The 25187-nt window shown below is 49.7% G+C and carries 28 protein-coding genes and 1 pseudogene; 5 read left to right on the top strand and 24 right to left on the bottom strand.

The genetic code is table 11. The features are described 5' to 3' along the window. Nucleotide 1: 1 nt before the first annotated feature. The 8 genes from B1728_RS33220 to B1728_RS33185 form a co-directional block, all read right to left on the bottom strand. On the bottom strand, nucleotides 2-283 hold the full coding sequence (locus B1728_RS33220) for a ketopantoate hydroxymethyltransferase (protein WP_079914719.1): 282 nt from the start codon (nucleotides 281-283) through the stop codon (nucleotides 2-4). Beyond that, complete coding sequence (locus tag B1728_RS33215; protein WP_079914718.1) at nucleotides 280-864, bottom strand: putative phage tail protein; 585 nt, start codon at nucleotides 862-864, stop codon at nucleotides 280-282. Before B1728_RS33215 ends, B1728_RS33220 begins: the two co-directional genes overlap by 4 nt. Next, entirely contained in the window at nucleotides 857-1936 is a 1080-nt protein-coding gene (locus B1728_RS33210) for a baseplate J/gp47 family protein (protein ID WP_079914717.1), read from the bottom strand. The genes B1728_RS33215 and B1728_RS33210 overlap by 8 nt, the downstream gene beginning before the upstream one ends. Next, nucleotides 1929-2333: a DUF2634 domain-containing protein gene (locus B1728_RS33205; RefSeq protein ID WP_079914716.1), complete on the bottom strand. Its 405-nt coding sequence runs from the start codon at nucleotides 2331-2333 to the stop codon at nucleotides 1929-1931. The genes B1728_RS33210 and B1728_RS33205 overlap by 8 nt, the downstream gene beginning before the upstream one ends. Beyond that, on the bottom strand, nucleotides 2330-2674 hold the full coding sequence (locus B1728_RS33200) for a DUF2577 domain-containing protein (RefSeq protein ID WP_079914715.1): 345 nt from the start codon (nucleotides 2672-2674) through the stop codon (nucleotides 2330-2332). Before B1728_RS33200 ends, B1728_RS33205 begins: the two co-directional genes overlap by 4 nt. After that, complete coding sequence (locus B1728_RS33195) at nucleotides 2671-3669, bottom strand: XkdQ/YqbQ family protein (RefSeq protein ID WP_079914714.1); 999 nt, start codon at nucleotides 3667-3669, stop codon at nucleotides 2671-2673. Before B1728_RS33195 ends, B1728_RS33200 begins: the two co-directional genes overlap by 4 nt. A 13-nt stretch (nucleotides 3670-3682) precedes the next feature. Continuing rightward, entirely contained in the window at nucleotides 3683-4420 is a 738-nt protein-coding gene (locus tag B1728_RS33190; protein ID WP_079914713.1) for a LysM peptidoglycan-binding domain-containing protein, read from the bottom strand. Between the two features lie 70 nt (nucleotides 4421-4490). Continuing rightward, entirely contained in the window at nucleotides 4491-6368 is a 1878-nt protein-coding gene (locus tag B1728_RS33185) for a hypothetical protein (protein WP_144028092.1), read from the bottom strand. Between the two features lie 16 nt (nucleotides 6369-6384). Here B1728_RS33185 and B1728_RS36480 point away from each other — a divergent pair, with 16 nt between their 5' ends. After that, the gene (locus B1728_RS36480) at nucleotides 6385-6975 is read left to right on the top strand and encodes a hypothetical protein (protein WP_179136296.1); all 591 of its coding nucleotides are present in this window, start codon (nucleotides 6385-6387) and stop codon (nucleotides 6973-6975) included. A gap of 21 nt (nucleotides 6976-6996) precedes the next feature. Here B1728_RS36480 and B1728_RS33180 read toward each other — a convergent pair whose 3' ends face one another. The 6 genes from B1728_RS33180 to B1728_RS33155 form a co-directional block, all read right to left on the bottom strand. Further along, a complete protein-coding gene (locus B1728_RS33180; protein WP_079914711.1) occupies nucleotides 6997-7416 on the bottom strand; it encodes a phage tail assembly chaperone in 420 nt (139 codons plus the stop codon). Between the two features lie 20 nt (nucleotides 7417-7436). Then, entirely contained in the window at nucleotides 7437-7901 is a 465-nt protein-coding gene (locus B1728_RS33175) for a phage tail tube protein (protein ID WP_079914710.1), read from the bottom strand. 1 nt (nucleotide 7902) lies between these two features. Continuing rightward, the gene (locus B1728_RS33170) at nucleotides 7903-9219 is read right to left on the bottom strand and encodes a phage tail sheath family protein (protein ID WP_079914709.1); all 1317 of its coding nucleotides are present in this window, start codon (nucleotides 9217-9219) and stop codon (nucleotides 7903-7905) included. Next, entirely contained in the window at nucleotides 9220-9408 is a 189-nt protein-coding gene (locus B1728_RS33165) for a hypothetical protein (RefSeq protein ID WP_079914708.1), read from the bottom strand. After that, the gene (locus B1728_RS33160) at nucleotides 9405-9833 is read right to left on the bottom strand and encodes a phage tail terminator family protein (RefSeq protein ID WP_079914707.1); all 429 of its coding nucleotides are present in this window, start codon (nucleotides 9831-9833) and stop codon (nucleotides 9405-9407) included. The genes B1728_RS33165 and B1728_RS33160 overlap by 4 nt, the downstream gene beginning before the upstream one ends. Before the next feature lie 519 nt (nucleotides 9834-10352). Then, nucleotides 10353-10724 (bottom strand): hypothetical protein, encoded by a 372-nt coding sequence (locus B1728_RS33155; RefSeq protein WP_079914706.1) that lies wholly within the window; start codon nucleotides 10722-10724, stop codon nucleotides 10353-10355. Nucleotides 10725-11245: 521 nt separating this feature from the next. Here B1728_RS33155 and B1728_RS33150 point away from each other — a divergent pair. From B1728_RS33150 to B1728_RS33140, 3 genes are all read left to right on the top strand, one after another. Then, nucleotides 11246-12250, top strand: a complete 1005-nt coding sequence (locus tag B1728_RS33150; RefSeq protein ID WP_079914705.1) for a helix-turn-helix domain-containing protein — start codon at nucleotides 11246-11248, stop codon at nucleotides 12248-12250. Nucleotides 12251-12342: 92 nt separating this feature from the next. Then, nucleotides 12343-12954 (top strand): ImmA/IrrE family metallo-endopeptidase, encoded by a 612-nt coding sequence (locus B1728_RS33145; RefSeq protein ID WP_079914704.1) that lies wholly within the window; start codon nucleotides 12343-12345, stop codon nucleotides 12952-12954. Continuing rightward, nucleotides 12951-13349: a hypothetical protein gene (locus B1728_RS33140; protein ID WP_079914703.1), complete on the top strand. Its 399-nt coding sequence runs from the start codon at nucleotides 12951-12953 to the stop codon at nucleotides 13347-13349. The genes B1728_RS33145 and B1728_RS33140 overlap by 4 nt, the downstream gene beginning before the upstream one ends. Before the next feature lie 45 nt (nucleotides 13350-13394). Here B1728_RS33140 and B1728_RS33135 read toward each other — a convergent pair whose 3' ends face one another. The 7 genes from B1728_RS33135 to B1728_RS33105 all read right to left on the bottom strand — a co-directional run bounded on the left by B1728_RS33135 (nucleotide 13395) and on the right by B1728_RS33105 (nucleotide 22292). Next, the gene (locus tag B1728_RS33135; protein WP_256865613.1) at nucleotides 13395-14678 is read right to left on the bottom strand and encodes an MFS transporter; all 1284 of its coding nucleotides are present in this window, start codon (nucleotides 14676-14678) and stop codon (nucleotides 13395-13397) included. Nucleotides 14679-14758: 80 nt separating this feature from the next. Then, a complete protein-coding gene (locus tag B1728_RS33130) occupies nucleotides 14759-15709 on the bottom strand; it encodes a phosphoglycerate dehydrogenase (protein WP_079914702.1) in 951 nt (316 codons plus the stop codon). Nucleotides 15710-15752: 43 nt separating this feature from the next. Beyond that, entirely contained in the window at nucleotides 15753-16760 is a 1008-nt protein-coding gene (gene pdxA, locus B1728_RS33125) for a 4-hydroxythreonine-4-phosphate dehydrogenase PdxA (RefSeq protein WP_079914701.1), read from the bottom strand. Then, a complete protein-coding gene (locus B1728_RS33120; RefSeq protein WP_079914700.1) occupies nucleotides 16757-18043 on the bottom strand; it encodes a four-carbon acid sugar kinase family protein in 1287 nt (428 codons plus the stop codon). The genes pdxA and B1728_RS33120 overlap by 4 nt, the downstream gene beginning before the upstream one ends. A gap of 127 nt (nucleotides 18044-18170) precedes the next feature. Continuing rightward, a complete protein-coding gene (locus B1728_RS33115; protein ID WP_079914699.1) occupies nucleotides 18171-19337 on the bottom strand; it encodes an iron-containing alcohol dehydrogenase in 1167 nt (388 codons plus the stop codon). A 38-nt stretch (nucleotides 19338-19375) separates the two neighbouring features. Further along, the gene (gene dapA / locus B1728_RS33110) at nucleotides 19376-20257 is read right to left on the bottom strand and encodes a 4-hydroxy-tetrahydrodipicolinate synthase (RefSeq protein WP_079914748.1); all 882 of its coding nucleotides are present in this window, start codon (nucleotides 20255-20257) and stop codon (nucleotides 19376-19378) included. Nucleotides 20258-20501: 244 nt separating this feature from the next. Beyond that, nucleotides 20502-22292, bottom strand: a complete 1791-nt coding sequence (locus B1728_RS33105) for a PrpR N-terminal domain-containing protein (protein WP_079914698.1) — start codon at nucleotides 22290-22292, stop codon at nucleotides 20502-20504. Between the two features lie 240 nt (nucleotides 22293-22532). Between B1728_RS33105 and B1728_RS33100 the strand changes: the two genes are divergently transcribed. Next, on the top strand, nucleotides 22533-23666 hold the full coding sequence (locus tag B1728_RS33100; protein ID WP_079914697.1) for a DUF4261 domain-containing protein: 1134 nt from the start codon (nucleotides 22533-22535) through the stop codon (nucleotides 23664-23666). 100 nt (nucleotides 23667-23766) lie between these two features. On the opposite strand, the gene B1728_RS33095 is transcribed toward B1728_RS33100, so the two are convergent. The 3 genes and pseudogenes from B1728_RS33095 to B1728_RS37405 all read right to left on the bottom strand — a co-directional run. Continuing rightward, the gene (locus tag B1728_RS33095) at nucleotides 23767-24477 is read right to left on the bottom strand and encodes an RQC-minor-1 family DNA-binding protein (RefSeq protein ID WP_256865612.1); all 711 of its coding nucleotides are present in this window, start codon (nucleotides 24475-24477) and stop codon (nucleotides 23767-23769) included. Nucleotides 24478-24575: 98 nt separating this feature from the next. Beyond that, entirely contained in the window at nucleotides 24576-24881 is a 306-nt protein-coding gene (locus B1728_RS37105) for a polysaccharide deacetylase family protein (protein ID WP_256865611.1), read from the bottom strand. A gap of 54 nt (nucleotides 24882-24935) precedes the next feature. After that, a pseudogene (locus B1728_RS37405) lies at nucleotides 24936-25142 on the bottom strand (polysaccharide deacetylase family protein); the annotation flags it as partial. Nucleotides 25143-25187 lie beyond the last annotated feature (45 nt).

The following is a 25187-nucleotide window of genomic DNA, read 5'->3' as shown; positions in this document are numbered from 1 at the left end:
TCTATACCTCCTTGATTCCTATCGTTTGCTTTATAATCGTGTCGCTGGTAATCGGCACATAGACGGCGTTGGAGCTAATGACGGCGTCATCTTGGCTTTTTAGCTCGATAAGCGTCACTTCCGTTACGGAGCCGTAAGGGATAACATACTCCATTTCAACCGTGCCGGCCGTCACTTGCTTTATAGAAAAACTGGATATCGCATAGCTCTCATTCACAACAACCTTGGCAATCCGATTATTCGTAAATGAAGCCAGTTCAGACAAATATGTCGTCGGTATCATACTAACTGCACCTCCTGCCCTTTTACTGCAAATGGCGTTTGACCCAGCTTCCAGCCGCTCCCTAACCGGGTTCCGCGAATTAGTGGCGTAGCACTCACATGCTCCTGTAACACGATAGTATCGAGTAACGAGGTCGATTGATGGTAGACAATGTTAGCCGGTTTAATCGTATGAATCGTATATTCGATCTCTTTAAAATAGGCGGCGTCCGGAACGTCAAATGTTACTTTGAGAATATAATTTTGCTCGTCGATCTCCACGGTGGCACGCCCCTCGCCGGCAAGTACATCCAATCGGGTCTGTAGATAACGCGCAGTAAAGGGGGGCTTGGTGGAGTAGCGGTTGATCAGTCTTCTGCGCCGGAAATCCAGGGACTCTGTCGTTGAGTCAGCTCGAATCCCCAGCATTTGCTCCCTGCGTTTGATAGCCTGGATGCTGGACGTATCTACGAATTGGTCATCCAGCAGCCTTTGAACGGCTTCGGCTAGAGCGTCAAGCTCCGCATCTTCCGTTGTAGCAAGCTCCGCGAAATCGGTTATCTCCTCATAGAACTCAGGTAAGTAATGAATCAGCTTAGACAAACAAGCTCACCACCCCAAGCACCGGAATTTGCTCGCTCGTTAATGTCAGATTAGCACCGGCTCCATTAAGCATCGTATTGGATACATCCGTAACACCAGGTACGGTCAGAATTCGCGCCTCAATCTGACTGACCCTGATAACAAGCTGTGATTCACTCATCCACGCTTGCCGCAAGGATAACAGGTATGCTTCGAGCACCGCTTCGATTTCAGCTTGAACTTGTCCCAATGTCATGCCATTTTCTAACGTAAGGCTTGTTTCTAGATTGAGAGTGACATTCTCAACTCCAGCTATGGTGACCTTATGTCCGATAGGGGCAAACCCAAGCCCTTCCGCGCTGTTAACGGTTGGATCCATAGCGGTCTGGACATCGTTAACCAACATGGGAGACGGTGAGCTGTAGTCGGAAGAAATAATAGTGCATTTCACCGTCCCTCCGCCCTGCCACACCGGAAATACTTTGACTCCCCCTATGCCCGGGATATCCCCGATCTTCTTCTTATAATCGGCAACATTGCCTCCGAAGGGCTGCTCGTTCAGGGTCGCAAAGTACCGCTTCCGTAGCGAAGCGTCGCTTTCCACATCCTCGCCGGGCACGAGCACTTCCGAAAGCTCTGCTTTGGCCAGCCCGGATAAATTATTAATAGGCAGCAGTGTACCGTAGTATTGGTTTCCAGCCGCTCCCGCCGTCTCGCACTCCAATTCAAAAGCACCGGCCGCAAGCTTTCGAATGACGGTGTAATTCAGTGAACTGCCTGAGAATCGGCTGCCGATAGGCACGTCGAAGGGAGCATTGCCCGAGCCATAGAACAACGCTTTGCGAAGAGATTTTGTAGCAGGCTTGCGTTCAATTCCAAATTCCAGCGTACGACGCTCCAGATAATCTCCTGCCGCTGTGTCGGCAAAGGAGAGATTACGGTTAATGTCCAGCTCGGTGTACAATCCTGCCAGTTCCCATGCGGCCGGTGCCAGCGCATCATAAATGATGCTGCCTTCCCGTTTATCTATATCCGAAGGAATCCGGTCCAGCATTCTATTTAAAATGGCTTGAAATGTTTGATGCTCATACACTTTCTCCAACCCCCTTGGTTAATGCGACACTCCCATACAGTGAAACAACCGTAAAGGAAGCCGTAATGTCATCCCCGTTTATCTCGACTTCAAAGTGCTGAATGTCTTTGATCCGGTCATCCTGCAATAATGCTTCCCGGATTCGCCTGTTCAGCTCGGTTTGAACAAAGGACGGGCTGCGTCCCGGAATATTGGAAAATTCACTGCCGTAATTTCCGCTATAGATGATATGTTCAAACCGCTCCGTCGCCAGTATTTTTAATGCCGCTTGCTTTACGGCTTCCAAACCATCTACCATACCCAGGATCCTCTTCAAACCCGGATCGATCCGGTAGGTCCTGCCGGGCTGCCGTACGGTTTGAGTCACCTTGCCTAATATGCCGCCTTGCGGAATCATCCCTCCACCACCTTATCCAGAACGATGAACTTAAGCCCGCCCTGCATTCTAAGCAGGAGCACCACATCGCCTGCTTCCAATCCTTTTCGAATGACGATAGGTTCGGCAAGGGCTTCTTCCGTATTTCCCCCATTAATGGAATGCGTATGCTTCAAATCCAATTGCAGAGGGGTAAGGCTTTCCGGAACAAGCAAAAAATCCTCCGTAAGCGGCTCTCTTTGCGGATCGAAGCTCACTTCTAGAGGATTTACTTGTGTTACATTTCCTGTAAATATGGAGACGGGATATCCGGCATGAACCGCATCGGCCCCCGCCTGCTTGATTAAATCTAATAATCTCATTTCTCAATCACCACCTTAGGGTCATCCATTCTGATATCAAACAGGTCGAGTGACATGGAATGGTCGCTGCCTTCAAATTTATGCGTACACTCATTGACCAAAAACCTCATGTTAATCCCCTCTTCCGCAATGTTAATAGATAAATAGCTGCCGGCTCTTACGCGAATATCCCCAATAGCCTCCACCTGAAAGCTTCTGCCCACTCTATTCTTAAGATTCATCAAGTTGGCCAGCGACTTCTTCACCTGGTCATCGTCCATCTTCTCGTCCACCGATTGGTACAGCATCAACAGTCCCCATTTGGCGATATTGCTGCTGTCCTGTTTTATAAATAGCTCGCGCTTTCCAAGCTCCTTATTGTCCCGGCCGAGAACAACCATATTGTATGAATTCTCGATGGTTACTTTTTGCTTGTAATCGTACAGAAGACTTCCGTCACCTAGGGATAGATTAAGCACCCTATCCTCAACGTTTTGGATAACCAGCTCGCCGAAGTCATCCAGAAGCAGGAACTGTTTGCCGGTTCCGAGCAGCGTATTGTCCATAGCCTTGCAAATAATATCCATCGTCTTCACGCCATCCTCCGATATCTTCGGAATCTTATACTCGGTATCGATCAGCGTGCCTGTTTTCAACTGGTATTTATCTGCAAAATGCTGTACGACCTCCGTAGCCGTCATGTCGGATTTTAGAAGGTAATCATTGACCATCAGGTATCGCATTTGATCATATGCCGTAATTTTGACTTCCTCGTCCCGGCCGCTGCTAATCACAAAAATGTACCCATAGAATACTTTGACGCCATCCTTGCGTACGCGGACTATATCGCCGACGTTGTACTTAAAGTCCTTATCCTCGTACCAGCCGCCTTTAATCAGTGTAAACTCAAAAGTAGAAGCGCTGCCCTTTCGGCTTGTCTTATAGGTCGCATCAGAAATGATTCCTGAGACATCCCACAAATGACCGTCCCGATTATCCAGGATAATCTCTAACATCTATGACCACCTCCTAGTACTGTGGAATTCTTACCAACGTACCTGCCGGTAGTTCCATAACCTTATCGTTTGTAATTCCGTTAAATGCTTGAAGCTCAGTCCATCTATTTTCATCACCAAACAAACGTTTTGCTACTTCCCTCAGCTGTTCCCCCGCCCTTAAAGTGTACGTCTCCGGTTTAACCCGCTCGTCCGGGCGCATCGGCTGCTGCTGCACTATTGCCGTTTCTCCATTTTCCAATTCCACTGTGCTTACACCGCGTGCTGAATAAAATACATATTCCTTAAGCTTCAAGGTGTATTCAATATCGCCGGAGGATCCTGCCGATTGCTTCCATTCGAAGGATTCAATAGATGCAGGGAAGTTGAGGTCTGATAATCCCGTAACGCCGCTTGCCTTGGCCAAAGCATTGTAATCTCCCGCGAAAATAAATCGGATGGGGTGCTTGCTCTCCATCCATTTTCGGATCAGGTTAACATAATACATAGGCACAAATAATGTGACTTCCTCATTGACAAAAGGGTAGTACTGATTAGGGAAAAAGCTGCTGAAACTAACTTCCTTCAGCTTCGGGTTTTTGATGACATTGATCTCGCCCGCCCGAGTCTCATCCGTGCCTCCGCCCCTGCCGACAATATTGTAGGTTTTCCCCTGCCCTTCTTCTTTGACGTCCAGAGACTCGGGATTTACGGGTAATTGGAACCCTTCCGCTTGATTGTTCCAGCTCAGCGATATTCTGTAGTTGTTCAATAGCTGCACTCCTTTCCTTTATTTCCTACATAAAAAAGAAAGGCACCCTGGAGGGTGCGCTTTTTACTAATTACCCATATACTCCTTGGGCTGAGTTAGAAATTTCTCTTACCATAACGTCTTCAATACGGCGAATCATCTCATTCACATCGGTCGGATTATTAATATCTCCCGTTGTGACTTGAACCGTAGGGGTTAAAGTAACGAAGTTCTGGATATTTTGCATTTCCGCCAGGTCCCGCATCACCTTGATATCCTCGCTCGTTACGTCAACCGTATCATCGATCTGGCCGACGACGCCAACCCTGTCGATATTATTGTTTTTTTGGTTCCAACCGTCCAGGATAGAGGTTTGCTTGTTAGGGTCAAGGGAGCCTTGCAGTGAAGACAGCTTATTGACAAGGGTCGCTCCGCTGCTATAGCCAAAATCGAATTCGTTCTTCAAATCCTTGTAATCCATCCGTCCTATGACAGCTACGTCCTTGTCACTGACAGGCTTCTCAAGCTGGTCCATCATATCCCTCATACTATCGCTGATGGCATGAATGTTATTCTCATCAAAGAGCTTGGCTTGGCCGATATTGAGTCCGAACATGCTGTTTACTCCATCTGCCAGCCAATTAAAGCCTTTCAAAATTCCATTTATACCCTTCAGGATGGTTGTCATAAAACCGCCCGCGAAATCTTCAACACCCTGAGCCATGCTTATTAGGAAGCCGCCAAATGTCACAGCTAAATCGTAGAACAGTTTTTTCACGGAATAAGTCGAGTCTATAAATATATTGATTAGACCTTCTCCAAAGCTCGCGAAAACGTTCCATAGCATGGCGACAATATTCCATACTACTCCATATAGCACCATGAAACTCCCTACTATAACACCGACAATTTGCTCTGCAGTAATGCCGCAGTTTAAAAGATAATAAACCAATATTCCTACAGCAGCAGCTACTAATAGGATGGGCCAGCTTGCGAGAGCCAGCTCCAATATGGGAACAAGCGCGGCCCATAGTACAGGAATGAGCATGGTAGCAATGGCTGCAGCAACGGCCAGGATAATATTGCTGGCAGTGGACCAATTACTTTGAATGGCATCGGATACTTGCAGGAATCTGTCCACTAAAGACGTTACGAGCCAAGCAACTACGTTCAAGCCTGCTTGTAGTGCGTTAAAAAACGGGTCAAATTTCCCTTCCTGGAATGCCGTGTTGAGTGTCGCGAGCAGAGGCTGCAGAGCTTGTAATGCCCCTTGGCCAGCAGTGGCGAGAGATGTTTGGAAATGGTTACCCAACGCCTCCACTTGCTTGGCCGGTGTCGCTAACATCGTTTCAAGTGCTTTCTTTCCCATATTTTCCTTTTCAAGCAGTTTATCAAAAGCATTTATAAAACCATTCAAATCGCCGGCTTTTCCGAGATCCTCAATTTTTGAAGCCTTAATGCTTGCCTCGGACATGTTGTAACGCCCTGCCAGCGAAGCGGTATTTCCGCTCATCGCTTCTTTCAGTACGGAGATGTTATCCCCCAGTCCTTTACCCTCGTTATCGAATGCATTTAGGCGAAGCGCCAAATTATTGATTTTCTCAAGTTGATTCGTGTTCTTGGTCTGAGGAAAGAATGATAACGTTCCCTTCAAAAATTCATTGACGTCCACACCCGACTTGACAGCATCCGCCTTGAACTTTTGAAACATCGCAGTACCTACTTGATCGTCACCGGTTCTTGCCTTAAACGTATCTTGCAGCTTCTGCAGCTCCATTCCGCCGGACAGGGCTTTTCCTCCGAGCTCTTTGAACGTATCGAAGTTTAAATACTGGCCGGCCAACCCTTTGATTTTGTCCAAAAGCCCGCCCCCGGCCCCCCCGCCTTGCTTGCCCTTACCGTTCAATTTATCCTGCAGCTGATTAACCTTTTCCTCCAGCTCGGCGATTTTCTTTAGGTCCTCCTGCATTTGCTTTACTCCGGTATTGGAAAGCTTAAACAGTCTGGCCGTTTGGACGATTAACGTCAATAAGCGTAATATATTTGTTAATCCTCCAGCTGATAATTTAGGCATTGCCGGTGCTGGGTTCATTGGGGGATTAGCTGCACCCGCAGCCTTCGCGGCATTAACGACATTTGCAACCTTTGCTACATTTGCCACATTCGCAACTTTTGCCACATTCGCCACATTTGAAATTTTTGCATTTGTGATATTCGCAGTCTTTACTGCATTGGCAGCGTTGGCAACAGTGATCTTGATATTAGCCTGTATAGATTGTTTCAACAATACAGTAGAATTGAAAACCGTGCCCATACCCGATTTGGATATTGTTGACGCTTGTGAAAATTGTTTAATCAATTTCAACGATGCTCCTATGGTTGCCAGCGGCTCTCCCTCCTTTCTTGCACAAGTAAACCTCTCTGCGGCTACCTGCTTTTCTTCGCCTGGGCCTTTTTCTCCTGATCGATTCGAATATCAATCATGGCATAGATCACGGCCCTTTGACGGGAAGTCATGTTCATTAGATCATGCGGTAAAATGTTTAATTCATGGAGGGCGTAGTAAGCATAATTAGCCTCACCGTCCCCCTCCATAACTAGTTTTTTGCTTCTTCGACCAGCTCGTTCATATTTTTGTCGAAGGCGTTAAGCTCCTGGATTTTTTCAATCAGCGCCGCATACTCCCCTGCCAACAGCATTTTCCGGAGAAGGTTCTCTGCGCCCATGACGCCGTAGGATTTTTGCAGCTCGGCATCTTTCAGATTCGGGAATACGACGCTGGCAACCGCCAGCTTCACCATATATTCCGTTGGATCGGTTTCCTGCGTTGCCACACCTCTCTTTCCTTGAACGCGCTTGGTCGCCGACTTACGAATCGATTCGTTCTCTTCCTCCGTCATACTTCTCAGCTTCCAAGGGACCGGCTTCCCGTCCTTGTCCTTAAAGCGTTCCGAAACAACCAGTTCCTCCGTCAAGCCGCTAACATTTTGTGCATAGAATACGCTCAAATCGCTCATTGTTTAATACCCTCCATTAATTAACCCAGAACGGGCTTTCCGAATTGGTCTAGAATATCCACATCATCAAACGTAAAACTTACTTCCTCTTCCAAAGCATCCGAGCCCGTGTCCAGCAGCGCCATAATGACGCTATCCAAATTCACGCCCTTCAGGACAACCGTTTGTTTTCCTACGGAAGAGGACGGATCCTCGTTGATCACCTGCACATCGAAATAGGTATCCTTGCCCTGCTTGATATAATCCAGCATCATTTCTCTGAACACCGAGGTGATGTAATAAATCGTCATGCTGCCTGAGCCTTTCCAGCCCTTAGCCTTATGCTGCGTGCCGCGTCGTCCCAGAGTCTTCACCTCAGACTTTTCCTTTTCGACCTTGCCCTCAAGCTTCTTGATGTAGAACATCTCTTCCACCTGACCGTTAATTGTGGCATAAGCCCGGCCCTCTTGACCGGAAATCGTATCGCTCGCTCTTAAGAAAGACATATTATTGCACCGTCACTTTCATATAAATTTTTTCAACCGAATCGACCGGCTGTACTCCAACTTCCACATACACGCTATCCGCCTCATTGCCTTCCAGCACCACTACGTCGCTTTGAGAATCGAAGTTTTGAACCGCATTGATTCCCTGCAATGTGCTCAAGTACGAATTGCATTCGCCGCGCAGTAGATTTCTGCCATCCGCGTTATTGTCCACTTTTCCGATAAAGAACGATTCGAAGATTCGTTTGAAGTCATTGTTGATGCCGTCGAGCACGCGAATGACCCGATTTTTGCGGAACTCCTTGCCTTTGGCCGGAGAAAAGCCCGTAAAGGTATTGATGTCCAGCTCCACCTTGGCTTTCCCTTGGCTTGGCGTAAACACAAATTCCCCATTATTGATGGCTGTGATGATCTGCTCGTTGGTATAGCGGGGCTCCACGTCGACAGCATCATCGTAAGCATCATAGGTCAGCGATTCGTTCACCTGCGCTCCGGCCGTTGCAGCAGCAACCCATGCCACAGCTTGTGCCGCCTTCAGCCTTGTCCCATCCGAGAGAATAACGCCGTTCTTGACGCTAATGACGCCTTCATAGTCCGCCGTTGGATAGTTTTCCAGCACGACCTGGACCTTCTTGCCTTCATCATCCCGAAGCCGGCGCACGAAGGAAGTGTATACCGATTTGAGGGTGCTGTCCGTTGACGGGAGAGCCATCGTTTGGAAGTCGACCAGCTCGGCAGCCGCCAAATAGTCCATATGGTCCTGGTTGGTCACCGTACCGTCTGTACCGCCGGCCAGCGCAGTTCCTGCCGTTTCCGTTAAAGCGCCGGTTCCGCTGAATGCAACCCAGTCATTAGACTTGAGGCCATCCGCATCGGTGACCGATTGACTATCTGCGATTTTCCCCGCCAGCAGCGTCTTCACATCCCATTTGGTTTCGTCGTCGAAATTCTTTTGGATAACCAGAGAGATATCGTTGCCGCGCAATCCGCCATATTGGGCAGTTGCCGTTAGAGTGCCTAGCGTTGCTTTCGCCTTGGCTCCTTCGTTCAAGCGATAGACAAGGACCGTCTTAACCCGCTTCAGCGCTTCCTTGACCAGCAGCAGCTGCAATGCCGTCACATCGTATCCGAGCAGCTTGGATACATCCTCGCCAGCTTGAATCTTGAGCATTTGCTTCGACGATCCCCAGCTTAGCGATAAAGGCATGGTCATCACGCCGCGGTCCCCTACGGCTCCAACTGGTTTCCCCTCCCCGACAAATTCAATGTATACCCCTGCACGATCTTTATTTTGCGTTGTCCATGTTCCTCCAGCCATTTAGTTAGCCACCTTTCTTGAAAACTCCGTCATATATTTTTTTACTTGCTCCATGGTGTAAGCTGCATCCTCCTGCAGTAAGGCGTTCAGCACATCTTTTTGCTGCGCCGTATACCGGCTCGAATCCAAAAACTGCTGCTTGGTATATGTGGATACCGCAGCTTCATCACTTTTACTTCTTGTACTCATTTGTACCGTTCCTCCTGTTCTAAATGCATCATTTTTACTGCGGGCGGTTTCTGCTTCATCATGCGGATATCGAAGCTGATATAAAATCGGAGCGAATCCTCCGCGATTTCATGATGAAGATCATATCCCCGGTATTTGTTTCCTTCCCGTTCGATGGTTTCCAGCTCCTCATACAACCGTTCGGCCATCGCATGATAGCCTAATGGGCTGTTCCGGTCTGCCGGATCCGGGTAGTATTCGATCCTGAACAAAGTAGGATATCGATACCGCCCATTGACTTCCTTGACTTGCTTGCTGCTCACTAAATGAACTAGTAAAGCAGGCCTCTGCCAATTCTGATCCGGATACTCATCGTAAACGGGGAGATTAAATCCCAGGGACTGCAGCCGCTGTAGTAAGGCTTGTTTCATTTCCTCAAAAATCATAGATCCACCTCAAATGCGTTGGATAATGGTTCCAGCCCAGTCCGAACGCTGCTAGAATCCCTTGCTTTGAACCGAAACCGCCGCCTCTCCCTTGGGAAGCTCGTCTGTGTTTTCCCTGTAAACAATAGGGCTGCTAGCTACTTCCGCCAGAAAGGCAGCCGGCCGGCTCTTGATTCGAAACCTCGTGAACGGACTGCTATCGCAATCGTTCATCTCCAATTGCCTTATCCGCTATCCTATGTGCTCGAAGATGCCACACCTCCTTCATTCATGGTGTTGGTGATTGCTGCTGCAACCCGGAGTGTTTCTCGGCGATCCAAGGGGTTTCTAACCCCGCCTCATCTTCACACCATCGACGACTAGCGTCTAAGGTGGAATATCATGTCCACCCACAGCATGACCGAGTCCTCCGATGATCAGGGTACAGTAGGAATCACCCGAGCCGTAGCTCTATGAACCTAATGTACATCCTGACCGTAGACATTTTGTTGACACGCTTTGGACATGAATTGGACATCCTCATTCCAAATAGAGAAGTGTATTGGCTACGGAGACGACCCCTTCATCCAATTTGCGGTCAATGGTTTTATCGCAGTAATTCCACCCGCTGAATTTGAGAATAGTCGCCGCGCGGGTATGGCCTTGGATATAGCGAAAGGTCACAACCGCCCTGATATTCTCGTCCGCAATCTGCTCTACGGCTCTTTCTATTAAGCTAGTGAACCGCAGCAGAGATTGCTGAACATGTTTTTGCATGTCGTTAGCAGGGGGATTTTGGTCAAATAGCTCCAGCTTCTTCTTTCTGTCTTTGTATTGCTTGAGATATTCCTTCGCGATCTTGATTTCCTTTACCGTTGCTGCCGGAAATGCTTCATTCTTCATAAGCAACATGCTTCTCACCCTTCTTCATATGAAATAGAAATAAGTACTCTCCTGTAGAAAAACAAATAGGCAGCTATTCTTGACGAATCCAAGCTCAGCCGTTCTGATCAGGCCGTTACGCTGCCTCAAAGTAATTACACCTTGGGTTCCTTGCTTCCAAAAGCTACATGCAAGGAATCGCTTCCTTGCCAGCTTGTCCGCTAACAGCTATACTAAAAACAAGCATCTTGCTTCATAGCTAACGTCTAAGCCGCCCCGCCAGGCGGCTTTTTCGTATTGCTGTCATGCATTCTCCACATCTTTCACCCAGCCCGCATAACCGACGAAGTACATTTGCCGATATCTCAAATAGGTCTCCCCCCTTTCTATCAATCACTTTTTAGCGATGGATGACACTATTTAGTCAATCGTTGACCAAATAGTACCATCGTGTCACTTTATAGTCAACGATTGTTTGTCACTTTTTAGTGATACCGTTGAATTTTTGGTCAACTTTTACTAATATAAAGATAGAGAGGGGATTGAGACCCGTGAAATACCATGAACTGTTATCCCGTTATATAGAAGAAAGCAAGCTAAGCCTTGGAGAGCTTGTCTTGAGGCTTAAAAATCGTGATATCGATATTACAAAGTCGTATATCAGCAAGCTCAAAAACGGCAATAAACCCCCAGCCTCGGAGGAAATTACCCGCGCTCTGGCCGAAGTCACAGGCGGTGACCCCGATGCTCTGGTTATGGCCGCCTACATAGATAAAGCCCCCACGGAAGTGAAGGATGCTCTCCGGGAGGCCGAAAAATATAGATTTGCCTTTCATCTGACTCGCAAGCTGATGGATTTCATGGAGTTTTACAACGAGCACCAAGAAATTCAAGAAGACTTGTTGCACGAAATTCAATCTATGGGAGATGAGCTAAGGGAAGCCTACCATTATGACTATCCCTTCGATAAGCTTAAAGAGGCTCCCGAGTCCGCTCTGCAGCTGATAGGTTCCCTTCGTTCCCGCTTTTTCCCGCAGTCGCCTTCAGTCACCATGGGAAGCGAAACGATCCATTTTGCCAATTATCTTGACGATAAAGGTCAAATCGTACGCCCGTTTCCTCGGACAGAAAACGCTGCTTCTCCCTCTTACAATAAAGCGGCAGATTCCGGGAATGATCCGGATGTGACCCGGCGCATGCTGGAGGCTGCCCGCGATCTTATGAAAGAAACCGACGATTACATCGATTTTCTTGAAAATATGGGCGTCGAAGCGGAATATGTCGAAGACATTCTCAAAGACGTCATCTATATGAAACGCTATATGAACAAGCTGTATAACAACATCCATGGCTTGCAGCATACCCTTCAGGAAGGGAAGCGGCCAGGAAAGTCAACTCGTAACCCTATAGGCGCCTTGGGGATTGTGACGGAGGAATCCGGAGAGTATCTGAGCCAGGCGGCCTATAATGGGAAACCGGCTCCTCTTACCGAGCAAGAACGCAAGGAGTTTGAAGCCAAACGGAAATTATTCGAAAAATTTAACGGCGAACACTAGGTTATTGTTGCCCTCTGCTAATTTGGAAAGCCCCTACAGGGCTTTTCTTTATCAAATAAAATAGAACATACGTTCTGTTGGGAGGTAAATATATGGATCTTTCTTTATACAAACCGACTGAAACAGAAGAATGGATTTCCTTCATATATCAAAAACATGGAATCTGCTACGCGGCAGATATGGATATAGATCATATCGCAGCTATTTTTCGTGCTATGGTAGAGCTTCACCCTCACGAATCGAAAGTGATCTGGAGCAGCAATTTTGCCTTAATTTATTTGCACGCCCTGCTAAGCAAAGAACAACAGCGCGAAAATTTCTTTCACGAGCTCGGGCACATCGTCCGCCATTGCGGCGATCAATATGGAATGCCCGAAACATTCATAGAGCTGCAGGAGCAGCAAGCGGCGCAGTTCCAGCTGTATGCTGCCATGCCGGCCTTTATGCTGCACGAGTTTATACATGATGTGTACAGCTGGGGCGCATTTGAAAAGGTGTTGGCCGAAGCCTTTTGTCTTCCGATCCGGTTCGTTCAGAAACGGCTTAATCAAATCCTAAATCGTCTCTGCCTTGCGCAAATAGATAAGGAGCGGCGGGATCGGACGGTGGACACCAGCTATATTACGACCGATTACATAAGGCAAAAGCAGGCTGAAATGGGGCGGCAGAGACTAATTAGAGAGAAATCGTGGGGGATCCTATGACAAAAATCCGTGTCTATTATGAAGAACATCAGGGGCTCGACGGCGTTTGCCTGGTTCCTATGAAGCTTATTGTGCGGTTTCCCCGCGGTAAGATGCTCTGGGACAAGCCTGCGGTGTATATTCCCTTAGACGTCCCGTTTCGCCGTCACTATTCGGAGGATTTTCTTGAAGATCTAATGAGCATTGCCATCGGGATTGACGACATGATGATGAGCTTTGATAAACCAAAGCATATCGGTATCTCACTCACTCGTGTGATGGAGCGTATGGAAAAGATGAAGGAACGCGATATGCTGGTGTTTCAATATGAGGACATCGAACAGTTCATTATTCAAATCGACGATATCGAGCAGGTATTACAAATGCAGGTAAGGCCGTTCTATGTATTATCATAAAAAACACAAAAGAGACGCGTAAACCGCGCCTCTTCCGTCCCATCTTTATTGTTCTGCTTGAATAGGCTTCACTTTGCCTAACAGGAACAAATAATTCAAAATACCGATAACGATCAGCGCCGCGGAGAACAGCAGAGCCGGTACGAAGGAGCCGTAAGTCGCTACGAAAAAGCCGGTGATAATCGGTCCGACGACGCCGCCCATATTGGATACCGTGTTCTGCATACCTGCAACGACCGAGGTCATATTTTTCGGAGCCACGTCGCTAGGCAGCGCCCACACCTGGGATGCCGCCACTGTGGTACCCGACTTGGCGATACAGAGGAGCACCACGGCCAGCACGGCCGATTGAGCGAAGGCGGCGAAGCCGATGCACGATGCCATCAGCAATCCGATGATAAGGAACAGCTTGCGTGTCGCCGTCAATGACAACAGCCCCTTTGCATAAATGCGGTCGGACAGCCATCCGGCGATAACCTCAACAACCATCGCGCACAGCAGCGGCAGCGACGCCATGAAGCCCATCTCGATCAGGCCCATACCTCTTTCCTTGACGAGATACGTCGGCAGCCAAGTAATGAAGAAGTAGGAATTATAATTGATCATGAAGAACCCGATACACATCGCCCAAATATTACGATACTTCAGCAGCTGATACCATTTCATCGGCTGCTCGGTGTCCAGTCCCTCCTGCTTGGACTGTCCTTCCCGGATATGCTTCAATTCCGCTTCGTTAACGCCCTTATGCTCTTCCGGCGTTTCCTTAAAGTACAGAATCCAGACGATTGCCCAAACGATCCCGAGTCCCCCGATGATCAGAAAGGTCATCTTCCAATCGAACATGGCGATCAGCCACACGATGAGCGGCATCGCTATAGCTCCGCCGAATTTGGATCCGCTATCAAAAATTCCCGCTACCGTCGCGCGTTCCTTATCCGGGAACCATTTGGACGAGATGCCCGCATTGCTCGGATAAGCCGCGGCTTCCCCGACGCCTAGAGCGACACGAAAGCCAAGAATGGACTTGAAGCCGGTTGCAAGACCGGTTACCGCTGTAGATAGCGACCACCAGGCAACGGCGAAGCCGAGCGTTTTCTTCTGTCCGATCCGGTCGGCCACCCAGCCGGAAGGAACCTGCAGCAGCGCGTAGGACCAGAAGAAGCCGGAGAGAACGACGCCCATTTGGGCGGCATTCAGTCCGAATTCCTTCGTAATGTATGGCGCTGCGGCCGAGAGTACTGTTCGATCGATATAGTTGATCGCTATTGCTGCCCACATAAGAATGGCGACGACCCAGCGCACATTGGATTTCTTAGTCAGTGTTTGCAAGATGTATCTCTCCGTCTCTTGATGATGTAGTAAAAGAATAATGTATGAAGATGGCAATCCGATGGACTGATGTTGACGAATTACAACCCATTCATAACGTGATCAGGTCTTTGCCCGTTCACCAGGACGTTCACGATATTGCGAACGCAAGTCATGCCGAGCGCGTTCACCGCCCCGCTAGTATAGCCGGCAATATGAGGCAGAGCAATAAAGTTAGGCAGAGCGAACAGCGGATGCTCCTTCAGCGGCTCAAGCTCGAATACATCCAATGCCGCCCCGGCTATCGTCCCGGCAGTCAGCGCTTGATACAGCGCCTCCTCATGAACGATTCCGCCTCGAGCAGCGTTGATCAAATAAGCGCTTTCTTTCATCCGCTTCAGCTGCTCGGCACCGATAAAATGCTTGGTCTCTTCCGTCAGGGCGATATGAAGGGTAACGAAGTCGCTTCGGCTGAGCAACTCGTCCAGCGTGACGAAGGACACTCCATGCTGCTCTGCAAAGGCATGATCCGGGTACGGATCATAAGCCAATATGTTCATATCGAAGCCGCCCGCTCTTCTCGCAACCTCCTTGCCGATGCTTCCGAGCCCGATAATACCTACCGTTTTATTATATACATCGGAGCCGAAGATTCGAGGCCATTCACCCTTCTTCGTCAGCTCGTTCGCCAGCGGAATTTGCCGAGCCAGCGACAGCATCAGGGCGAATGCGAAGTCGGCCACCGCATGCTTGTTGGCGCTTGGGACGTTCGTCACCCAAACCTGATGCTTCTTCGCCGCCTCCAAATCAATATTATCCACGCCGACGCCATGCTTGCACACCAGCTTCAGGCGAGGGGCACGGGCGAGAACATTCTCCGTAATCTGATTAAAGGCTACGATAGCCGCGTCCACATCCTGAATCGCATCAATAAACGCTTCCTCTGTAATATCTTCCGGCAAATGCTGAAGCTCGATGCCGTACTTCTCCAAATATTCAATAGGTTCATTAGAGTATTTGGCGAAGGACGGCGATGTCGATACAACCTTCATGGAATACTCGCTCTCCTTCTATGTTGTCTATAATCTATGATGTTTAACGGGTCGCTTCCGTCTTCGGCGCCAAATCCGCTCCGGACTGGATCGCCGCGAGCATGCTGCGTTCATCGGCGATGTTTTTCCCTGCAATATCGAAGGCCGTTCCGTGATCGACGGAAGTGCGCACGATGCCGCCTTTCAGACCGACCGTAATATTAACGCCTTCCTCAAGCCCGAGCACCTTGATCGGCACATGGCCTTGATCGTGATAGCAGGCGACGACGATATCGAAATCTTTGCGGACAGCACGGAAAAACAACGTATCCGCAGGATAAGGGCCGGTGACCTGAATGCCTTCGGCGGCCGCCTTTTCGATGCCCGGAATCAGCTTCTCCTCTTCCTCCCCGTTACCGAAAAGACCGTTCTCTCCCGCATGAGGGTTAATGCCGCAAACCGCAATGCGCGGATTCGCATATCCAGCGCGGGTTAATGTCTCATGCGCCAGCTTGACGACCTTGTAGGTCCGCTCGGGGTTGATCGTCTCAATAGCTTTGATCAAGCCTACATGCGTCGTCAAATGGATGACCTTCAGCTTCGGCGAGGACAGCATCATCGAATAATCCTCGGTACCTGTCAAATCGGCCAGGATCTCGGTATGCCCCGGATACAGATGCCCTCCCTTTTGCAGCGCTTCCTTATTCAGCGGCGCTGTGCAGATCGCCTGAATCTCCTGCTCCTTGGCGAGGTCAACCGCTTTCTTCAAATATTGAAAGGCCGCGTCGCCGGCTTGCGGAGACATCACACCGAACGGCAAATCCGCCGGAAGCAGATTCATGTCGAGACAATCGATCGTGCCATGAACAAAGGCCCCTTCGCTTACCCGCTCAACCCGGCGAAGCTGGACCGGCGTTCCCGTAACGTCAACGGCGCGCTGCAAAATGCCGTAATCGCCGATGACTACTGGACGGCAAATATCATAAACCGATGCATGTCCGAGCGCTTTCACAATAACCTCCGGGCCGATGCCTGCCGCATCTCCCATCGTAATTCCGATAATTGGCTTCATAGTTCTCCTCCTTGCAGCTTGCGGGCAGCCTTGATCATAGCTGACTCCGAGCCGAAATTTCCTGCCTTGGTTACGGCATAGATATCCTTCCCCGATATACGAACGGCTCCAAGAGGAATCCCCGATTCGACTTCATCCAGCAGATGGAACTCATCCGCCTTCAGCTGCTGGAATACTTGGCGTGCCGTATCGCCGCCTGTCAGGAACATGCGGCGCAGATCATATTGATCTGCAAGCGCCATCGCCCACTCCCCAAGCACTCGAGAAATCCGATTGCTGATGTCGACAAGGTTGTAGCCGAACTCCCGCCCGAGCCGCTGCGTCCGATCAACATCGTTGGAGGAATACAGCGCGATATGACGCCCCGACTTTAGGGCGGCCTCCGCTTCCAGAAGCACACGGCTCCATTCGGCTTCTCTGGAAGCCTCCTCCCGGATGATCTCCTCCGACCGAATCTCGATTCCGGCCACATCCGGCTCCTGAAGCAGCCGTTCCAGCTGCTTGCGGCCGATAGCGCTTACGCTGCCTACAACAAGGAGGACCGGCGTTCCATGAGCCGGGATCGTAACCGGCTTCGGCTCCGGCTCGAGCCCATAAGCCAGGGGCAGCACATTCATAAGTCCGGCCGAGCCTACCCAGATAACCGACTTACCGGTGCCCAGCATATGCCGGACAAGCCGCTCCAGATCGGAGACGTCTGCCGAATCCGCCACTACGTACACGACGCCCCGCTCCTGCATCGAAGTGAGCTTGGCAGCCACATGCTCCGACGTTTGCTGCAGATCGCCGCGGGACAAGTGCCCGACCTCCCTGCCTGCCTGCTCCCGAATGAGCCGCGTGATGAGCGAGTCGCGGACCGGAGTCTTCGGGTCCCTCGCCACTTCGGTCTCATGAAGCGGTTTGCCACCCAGGTACATGACGCCTTCCTCAATGGTACGTCCGTTCTGCGGAAAGCCCGGGGCGATGACGACAAGATCCGGACGGAACACATCGTATACCGCGTTGATTTCCTGCCCGATGTTCCCTCTCATTGTGGAATCGATTTTTTTATAAATGATATCGAACGGCTCGCCCTGAAGCGATTCACAGGCTTCCTTCACCCTGCCGTATGCCTCCTCGGAAGTCACGGATCGGCTGTCCGTATCGATGATGACGGCGTCCTTGCTTCTTAAGCCCTCTGCTTGCGGCTCCAAAATAACCGATACCTGGAAGCCATAGCGGATCAACTGACCGCCGCAGTCGCTCGCACCTGTCAAATCATCCGAAATGACAGATATTCTCATGCCCGTTCACTCCTTTATCATGGAAATGGGAAATGCAGGCTCCAAGCTGCGACCACTTCATGCCAATTTTCCTAATCTGTAGCCTGAAGCCGCATTATTTTCCATGACTTCGTTTCGTTGTATCTAGTTATGCCAGTAATTTGCGGTAAATCGCTTCCATGTCCTGCAGGCTGAGCTCTTTTGGATTATTATTCAGCAGGCGGGTTACTTTGGACGCCGATACGGCGAGTTCAGGTACGTCATCCGGCTTAACTCCGAAGCTGCTCAAATCCTGCGGTATTTCCAGAACGGTCGTCCAATCGACGATACGCTCGACCACTTTGGCCGCGGCCTGTGAGGATGTCAGCCCTTGCACCTGAATACCCATAGGTTCAGCCACTTGATATAACCGATCCTCAATCGCATCCATATTGAACTCCATCACATGCGGAAGCAGCATTGAATTGGCTACGCCATGCGCGATTTTGAATTTGCCGCCGAGCGGATAGGCCAATGCATGAACTGCTGCGGTACCCGCGGCCGTCAATGCCATCCCGCCGTACATGGAGCCGAGCAGCATCTTTTCTCTGGCATCAACGTTAGTTCCGTTCTGATAAGCTTCCACAATGCTGGACGAAATCAGACGAATCGATTCCAGCGCGAACATATCGCTGATCGGATTCGCTTTATTCGAAATGAAGGATTCAAGCGAATGGGTGAACGCATCCATTCCAGTAGCCGCCGTAATCGGCTTTGGCAATCCCAGTGTCAGCATCGGATCAAGGAAGACGACCTTTGGAAGCATATGCTTGCTGACGATGCCTATCTTCAGCTCTTCGTCAGGCAATGTAACGATAGCGTTCGGAGTAACCTCCGCCCCCGTACCTGAGGTGGTCGGAATCAGAATCGTCGGGATTCCCGGCTTCTTGACCAAATCCGTTCCGAGCAGGTCGCGGATGGAGCATTCGTTCGTAGCGAGAACGGCCAAAATTTTGGCGGAATCGAGAACGCTTCCCCCACCGAACCCGATCAAGACATCGTAAGCTTTGTCCGCCATGCCGGCAAACACCTGCTCAATGTTCTCTACCGTCGGTTCCGGCAAAATGTTTGTATTAACGTCGGCCGTCACGCCCTTGGCTGCCAGTTGGCTGACCAAGGCATCGACAAAGCCTAATGATTTAATCGAAGGCTGTGTAAGGATAAGCACCGATTTCACATCGACGCCGGTAAGGTGCAGATGCTCTCCCACGCTTTGCAGCGAGTTTCGCCCTGCGATAATATGATCTGCGGTTTGAAACTGGTACAGCGTTTTCATGAATTCAACCCCTTGGATGGATTTGAAACAACTGAGATTTAACGGCTTTGATAGGAATCCACCATAGCCTGAATCTTCTTCAGCGCCTCTCCCGAAACAACAGATACAGGCGATTTCGGCGGTCCTACCGGAATACCGCTCAATTCTACGGCCTTTTTCAAAACGGATGGGAGCGTCCCCAGAGCAAACGTATCGCGAAGCGGCTGAAGCGCGTCCTGCGCTTTTTGTGCTTCTTCGATATTGCCGTTCTGCCAGTGATTGTAGATCGATACAACGGTTTCAGGAAGCATATTGGCTGTCGCGGCCACCGCACCCACGCCGCCGGCAAGCAATGTTTTCAAAATCAGCGAATCCGTGCCTGCGAAGACGGTAAAAGCTTCGCCTTGGGTTGCCTTAATGTAATTCTCGATATTGGCGAAATTGCCGCTGCTGTCCTTAATACCGACAATGTTAGGAAGCTTGGCCAAGACGGCTGCCGTCTCCGGCTCCAGGTTTACACCGGTTCTTGAAGGAATGTTGTACAGCACGATCGGCAGCTTCGTCGATTCGGCGATTCGGGTATAATGAACGATGAGCTCCTCTTGTGAAGGCGCTATGAAGAAGGGCGTAATAATCGAAACCGCATCGGCTCCCAATTGCTCCATCTGTCTGGAAAGCTCAATCACTTCCTCCGTCGTCCCGCCCCCAGTACCAACGATCACGGGAACTCTGCCTTTTACCTCTTCTATCACGATGCGAGCCATAGCCAGCTTCTCTTCCGTAGAGAGCAAATGGAATTCGCCGTTCGTTCCGAGAATAAAAATCCCATGAACCCCGGATTCAATAAGCCGGTTCGTCAACTGGCGTACCACGGGCTCGTTAACCTTCTGATCTTCCGTAAGCGGTGTCAGCATAGCAGGAATAATCCCTTTTAATTCCACCATAAAGGCCTCCTTCTATTTCCCATCCTATAAAAACGTTTTATTTCACAACAGTTATCATCAATATGTCTTTCGTAATGAATTATAAATAATATAGTTCGAAATATCAACATTTTTATTGTATTTTGCATCATATACTTTCTAATTGTTGCATTACGCAACATATATAGTTGCGATTTGCAACACAAATAACCCTACATCCGGACTGGATATAGGGCTTAATGCACACCACACTTCTAATGTTTTATATCGGATCCTTCAATATTCTCCACAGCGTTGAACGATTAATCCCGAGCCTTTTGGCTGCACGGGACTGATTCATGTTCTCCTCCTGGAGCACCAGCTGAATGATCTCCTTCTGGATACTCTGCAGAGGCTGATCCAGATTAATCGTACGGGCGCCGCTTGCCGGGCCGTGCCCGATTCTTTGCTTTTCCAGCACAGTGAGAAGCTCTTCGTCGATATACTCGCCTTCTGCCGCTTTTACCAGCTCTTTCACCGTGTCTCGAAGCTCTATCAGATTACCCTTCCACGGGTATTCGTAGAGCGCTTCCTGTGCTTTAGGACGAATGCCGACAACCTGCTTGCCGTATTTCTCGTTATTCTCCGAAATAAAAATACGGATCAGCTCCTCCAGCTCCTGAGGATTTGTTCGGAGCGGCTTCATCTCGACGGCTGCCCCTTCGATCAGCGAGAGCAGCTCCGGCTCCAGAAGCCCTTCCTCCCGCAGCTGCCCGGGCGCTTTCTCGAAGGAGCAGATCAGGTATGCAGCGCATTGGGGCACCGACTCCGCCAGCCTTCTCTGGTATTTGGGCGAGAGCCGTTCCGCACCGCGCAAATAGATCATGCTGCCAGGCAGAGCCTCTCCCAGCAGATGCTTCAAGTGCATGAAGGCTTCCTCGGAGCCTCGTACAACGTTCACCTCCAGCAGCTCGCCTCCTTCAGGATGCAGCTGCCGCCATACCGTGCCCGCAAAAATCCGTTTTCCTGTTCCCTGCTCTCCGTATACGGCGAGAGGTCGTACCCGCTGCAGCCGTTCCGCAGCTGAGGCAAGTGCTTCCTGGAAATCGGAGCGGGCCCGAATCAGATGAGGAAACGTCTCAATAAACGGCTCCAACCGCCGAACCTGAATATCGTTCTCGTTATCCGTTACCGGACGCACATAGAGATTAAACGCAGCCTCCGGCTCCCCTTCCCCCCGGATCACAGTAAGCTTATGACGGAACGTCATGTCGTACAGCTCGAAGGAGGAGGCTTCACCAACCTTGCCGCCTGACTTTTGCATCATAGCAAGCAATTTGGGGAACCTCTGCCGCATTATGACATCCGCATCTTGATCGTGGCGAATGCCCAGCATATCCCGGAACGCAGCATTCATATAATGCAGTCTGCCGCCGGTCTGCATCACCGCCATCCCCTGTTCCGCACCTTGAGCGAGCGAGTTCAGCATCTGCCCCTCAGCTTTGTAGCAACTGACGGCCTGGCACACATTTCTCGCGTTCTCGAACGCCTCCAGCACGGATTCTTTACCGGACGTGATCAGAATGCCCTGAAGCCCTTGCTCCTTGGCCAGCCGCACCGTATTCGTCCCGCCGACAATCACAAGTGCCCCTTTGCTCCGTGCCGCCTCAAGGACCTCGTTCACATCATCCTGCTCGTTAATGATCGTATAGGGAATATCGACATCCAGCAGCCGTGATACGGCGACAACCGCCTCGATAATATTAGGAAATCCTATCATTTCAATAGGAATTTTGTATTCCTTCAGCAGCGTGATTAGCCGCAAAATGTCAAAGCCGGATATTTTGATCTCCACTACCGGAAGTGAGCTGAGCTTACGGATCAGTCTGGCCGTCCCGCCACGGCTAATAATGATGTCATAGCCTTCCTTCTCATATTGATGAACAGGCAAAGGCTCCGACAAATCGCCTTGTATCACCGTTACTTCAAAATCATCCAGTTGATCTTTGAGATTGGAGGTCAGCTCCACCAACCCGCGGTAGGGCGCGATGACCAATGCCTTTATTTTTTTCATAGAATGCCCCTCTTCTAAACCTCACAGGAACGATATATTGATTTATTTTCGTTCACTTTATAGCTAAAATATACTGATTCATCTCCATAGTGTCAATTTGGTGTGGCTTATTGCAACGATTCCATCAGAGATCCTGCGGTCAACACGGGAAAGAAGGTTAATCTTTTAGTCCCATTTACATCCAACTGCTGCTAGTATATACAAGAATAGAGAACTTAACTTAACCAGGGAGAGGATTAAATGACATCCCAGCAGCAAGCTGCTATGCAATCTATGATCAATTGGCTGTCGGATGAACGAGAGCTCGGCCAAAAACCTAGCAAAATTGAAATTGCAGGCGAATTCGATTTGCATGGTATGCACTACTACATCTTCAAGTACAAAAAAACATGGCTGGGAAAATGGCTCCTTGGTGTCTGCGGCGGCTATGAGCATCCATCGGATACGGAGCATTGCGGCCATATCTTCAGTGAGATGCAGCCCTATGACCCGGCTACTGCGAAGCAGGAAGCTATAGCTATGGTAGAAATGATCCGCGAGTATTGGATGAAGCAGGCGGCAGCAATCGAGGCGACTCAAACGCAAGAGGACGCCACGGAGTCTCAGGACGAGCCCTCCGGAGGTTTATTTAACGGGTTCGTGCTGCTGAACTCTCCGGAATGCGATCTGGATCAGGTCAAAGAGAACCTGATGAAGGATTGGAATATCTCTTGTTCATCAGCATCAGGGGAAGGTGAGGGCCCTGAGGAAGAAAAGGAAGGAATCCTCGTTTTTGAAACGGACGGCTTCACTGCCGCTATAAGCTTTGTGGATGCTCCAATTCCAGACGGGGAGGCAGAGCATTATGCAGGAGGCAACTATCTCTGGCGGGAGGCCGCTGACGTTACCAAAACCCATGTGGCCCAAATCATTCTGGCTGTATTTACCCGCTCCGGCTCTCCGTTGGATAGCGGCAGGCTGTACACCAAGCTGGCGGCCAGCTGCTTGAAGCTTCCGAACGCAATCGGATTCTATTCGTCGGGTACCGTATTCCAGCCGGAGCTTTATGTGGAAATGGCTGAGCTGATGAAGACGGAGGATACGTTTCCTTTATTGAATCTGGTTCACTTTGGTCTTGTCAGAACGGAGTCGGGAATGAATGGATATACCTGTGGACTGCGGCCATTCGGCAAGGAAGAGATCGAAGTGCTGGACAGTCAGGCTTCTCCTGCCGATCTGCGTGATTTTCTGATCGATATTTCCGCATATATCGTGGAAAGCAACGTCACTTTAAGGGACGGGGAAACCATCGGCTTTTCAGCAGAGCACAAGCTGCCGATTACCCGTTCCCAAGGCGTATATGTAGACGGAGAGAGCCTCAAAATCGAATATTAATCCCGAGACGTCAGGGAGGCGGCGGATTTGATCCCCGTACTCCCTTCGCTCGCTCCAGACCATGCGGACTGAACATCATCTTTATTTAAAAGCACTTGTGCTACAGGCATTGAGGGCACCGTTGAGGAAATTGCAGTCCTTCGTTCGTGTAATAATCCGGATTCGACTCGTCCAATAAGAACGGATTCCCGCACTTCCCACATGCTAATATAATGGGATTGTCCGACCGAAGGAGCAAGGAGTGGGCCATCTCACCCACCAACTGGCCCCACTGCTTATCATTCATTCCCTCACGTTGCTCCAACGCTTCAATCACATGCCGAATCTCCCTCTGAACCTTCTTGAATTCCACCTGCTCCCACAATCTCAAGTAAGGAATGTATTTCTTATTAGCGGAGCACAAGATTTTATACAGAAACAGGAGCATCATCCCCCGGTTCCGTTCTTTCAAATATTCCATACTGACCGGTGTTACGTTATGCTCAAGCCAATGATCCCACTCTTGTAAAAACTCTTGGGCGCGCTGTTCTCGTTCGACAGCCCATCCATACGGTGTGAAAATGATCATGGGCAGCTTACCCTGTCTTTCCGTCCCCAAAAATCCCGTGTCTATCATAGTATCCACTTTGTCCATGATCTGCTCCAACGTAAGATCCCTGTAGAAACCATAAGAAGGGTTTTGATCCAATCCTAGCTCCAATACTTTCCGCTCTTTCGAGCCCTTCAATATTTTGACAAGCAACGTCCTTCCGCCTTGGGCAATGATATCGTCTGCTGCCCGCAAAATAGCGCGGTATTCCGTTTCTGGCAACGTCCTGCGGCTTCGCTTCATTTTGGTATCAGTCCTGTTATTCAAAGTATTAGAACCATAATACCATAGGAAGGTAAAAATAACTTTCATGTTCCTGATTAACGAAAACGAACGGTAAATGATTTTTTAGTTAGTACCTGGAATCTAAAGCCTTGCCTCCTCAGCCCTTTGATTACAGCCGGCAGGCATTTGGGCGTATTGGGGTTGAAATCATGGAATAGGACGATGATTTTACGTTTGTTTTTGCTGCCGCGCAGTACATTGCGAATCATAGCTTCCGTGGTGGGACGAGGGATTTCGGAGTCGCCGGACTCGACATTCCAGTCAAAATACCGGTATCCTCTTCTCGTCATGACTTGGTTCACCTTGGTCATCTGGGCCCTATTCCCATACAACGGGTTCACTGCGTTTTGGGACCCTCCTGGAAATCGAAAGATCTTCGGCTTTACATGTACTTGTCGCTGCAATAGGGACTCCAGCTTACGGAAATCCTTAAGAAATGCCGATATGGAGCTGTAAATGACCGGATAATTGTGAGAAAACGTATGATTGCCGATGGCATGGCCTTCTTGTACCATTCTTTTATACAAGCGAATTCCTTTGGGAGTACGGTTGCCAAGGACAAAAAAGGTCGCCTTAACCCCATGCTCCCTTAGCTGATCCAGAATGGCTCCTGTATAGCGGGCAGGACCATCGTCAAAAGTCAGATA

This window comes from Paenibacillus sp. 32352 (assembly GCF_002042965.1).
In the GTDB taxonomy this organism is placed as follows: Bacteria; Bacillota; Bacilli; order Paenibacillales; family NBRC-103111; genus Paenibacillus_S; species Paenibacillus_S vulneris.
Note: the sequence above shows the minus strand (reverse complement) of the source record. Positions and strands in the feature narration are given on the sequence as shown.